The organism is Ruminococcus sp. RTP21359st1_H3_RTP21359_211015, from assembly GCF_040909065.1.
GTDB classification, from domain to species: domain Bacteria; phylum Bacillota; class Clostridia; order Oscillospirales; family Ruminococcaceae; genus Hominimerdicola; species Hominimerdicola aceti.
The window spans coordinates 1-2,698 of sequence record NZ_JBDGDD010000068.1; the positions used below are offsets into that span (position 1 = coordinate 1).

The following is a 2,698-nucleotide window of genomic DNA, read 5'->3' on the forward strand; positions in this document are numbered from 1 at the left end:
AAGAAAAGAATCGAAGGTGGTGCAAACGAAAAAGCAGTATTGAGACTTTTCATTAACTGCCCTTTCGTTTGCATCAATTTCGATTTTTTCTGGTTGAACAAAGCGCGTCAACTCTATATGGACTTTTAATTCTGACACTCTATTTATAATAGGATAGCGTGTACACATAGAAACACATAGAATTTATAATTCAGTCCTGTATTATGACACCAGAAATAAGCCTCCCTAAAGAAGCTAAAAAAATATACAGTTATGATACGTTAACAGAGCATATGTGGTTTTGGTTTTATAAAATGTTGTTCTGTAGACAGAGGAATAATCTTACCACCACAGGAAGAGCACTTGCATATATCTTTATTATAAAGAAGACGGATAATGGCAGGTGCATCCATATCTTTCAGCTTGGAAATATATTTTTTGCAACCAAGGATGTTTCTGCATAGGGTAATCTTTTTCTTCTTATTTCTGGATGAAAGAAGACCATAGTGCCTGATACGTACAAAACGTTTTGGAGGAACATGCATTAAAAATCGACGGATAAATTCCTCGCCGGATATGGTGATCTCTTTCCAAAGCCCTTGGTTTTTGTAATCTTTAGCAGAAAATGTAACTGTAGATTCTGTCATGCCTTTGATACGGTAGTTGCTGATAGCAATCCGGTGGGTGTATTTTCCAAGGTAGCTGATGACAGATTCGGCACCGTCAAATGGTTTCTTGCAATAAGGAATCCATTCCTTTGCATAGCAGGTATTTAACAATTCCTTGAAAGTATAGTAGTTTTTGTAAGGTGCAGCCGATCCATGAAATTCAAGCCTGTCATTTTCCCAGAGCTGCTTAAGTTCAGCTATATATTTTCCACGAAATATTTTGGAGATCACCTTAATCGGAAGAAAAAACTCTTTCCCGTTGTCTTTCCAATGATTTTTCACATCCAGCCCTCCACCAAGAACAATCGCATGGATATGAGGATGAAAATTCATGGTGCTTCCCCATGTATGGAGGATACAAATATAGCCGATATCAGTCCCAAGATATTTACTGTCAGCAGCAAGTTCACTGAGAGTATCTGAAGCCGCATGATAAAGAGCAGCGTATAAGAATTTCTGGTTGCTGTAGATAATGGGATTGAGTTCTTCCGGAACTGTAAAAACCACATGGAAATAAGGAGCATCTAAGATATCCTCCCGCCGTGCATCTACCCATTTTTCCTTTGGAAACTCCTGACACATAGGACAGCATCTGTCACGGCAGGAGTTATAGTGGACTGATATGCAGCCGCAGTCCTCGCATACGCTTACATTCACACCAAAGGCACCGGTTTTGCAATTCATGATGTGATAAGCGGCCTTTCGCTGAGCGGGAGAAATACTATGTGTGGATTCAAAAGATGAATAAAAACGATGAAAAACATCCTGAATCGTACAATCCTTACTCATGATTCACCACCTTCCGGGTTGTCGAACGGGCTGCGGATTCCAAGAAGTGTTTTGTTGCTCACATGAAGGTAAACATCTGTAGAGCGGGGATCAACATGTCCCAGAAGTGACTGGATATATTTTATATCTGTGCCACTTTCGAATAAGTGGCTGGCAAAACTATGACGGCACGCATGAGAGGAAACATGACGGTTAATGCCGGCGAGTTTAGCACTTTTCTTAAAGAACTGGTTAACACCGGTTATATCAAGATATCCACCGGTCCAGGAACTTGGGAAAAGGATATCTTTGGGGCGACCACATTTGTACCAATACTCAGTGAGAAGGTCTAAATTTTTTTGAGACAGAATCGTATACCTGTCAATTCTGCCTTTGGTTTCACGAACATGAATTGTCATGTTGGTACGGGAAATGTCATCATAATGGAGATGAACGACCTCCGATACACGTAATCCAGAAGAATACATAGTTGCAATAATCGCTTTATGTTTCAGATTCGGAGTGGCATCAATGATTGCATTTATTTCATCGCGGGACAGAACAGCAGGAAGATTGCGTTCTCTTTTCATAGCTGGAACAGTGTCATCATCCCAGACAGTCTTCAGCACCTTTTTATATAAGAACTTTATTGCAGACCGATAGTGATTGTGAGTTTCAGGAGACCTTCCTTCCAGACGTTTGGCAGTAAGAAAACTTTCCGCATCTTCAAGTGTAAGATCAGAAACATTTTTTCCAATCCAACGAAGGAAGTAACTGACATCCGAGCAATACAGTTGAATAGTTCTTTCACGCAGGTTACGTTTTTCCGCTTCATTGCGGATAGATTCAAAAATATCTTTATACATAATAAAACCTCCAGAATAAGTAGTGTTAATAATTACATCTACCTATTCGGAGGTGCATTAGCGTCATAATTCCGATTGCGGAAGAGACTGGAAAATGTTATTCTTATCATAGGCAGTGGAGCTTTCTTAGTTCAGTTGTTTCGTGTGGTAACTTAACAATAACGGATTATGAAAAGTAATTCCACTGCTTTTTAATAAAAATAAAACTGCGCCACAGCCTTGGCAGGCCATCGCGCAGCGATTTTGTTCAATCGGAATTGGTAGAATTAGTAAATCTCGATTTGGGGAAATACAAGAATGTGTCTCATTATGGTTTTAATGCGGTTTGTAAGGAGCAACAATATGATTGGGTTTGTTATATGGTCAAAATACACCATACGTTCTGTTGTCGGGTATTGGTGTGATGGTGGAAACAAT

General features: G+C 39.6%; 2 protein-coding genes. Both read right to left on the reverse strand.

Annotated elements, in window-relative coordinates; all coding sequences use genetic code 11:
• Positions 1-260: 260 nt before the first annotated feature.
• Positions 261-1,436 (reverse strand): IS91 family transposase, encoded by a 1,176-nt coding sequence (locus AB5Z01_RS13600; protein ID WP_368365612.1) that lies wholly within the window; start codon positions 1,434-1,436, stop codon positions 261-263.
• Complete coding sequence (locus tag AB5Z01_RS13605; RefSeq protein WP_368365613.1) at positions 1,433-2,281, reverse strand: tyrosine-type recombinase/integrase; 849 nt, start codon at positions 2,279-2,281, stop codon at positions 1,433-1,435. Before AB5Z01_RS13605 ends, AB5Z01_RS13600 begins: the two co-directional genes overlap by 4 nt.
• Positions 2,282-2,698 lie beyond the last annotated feature (417 nt).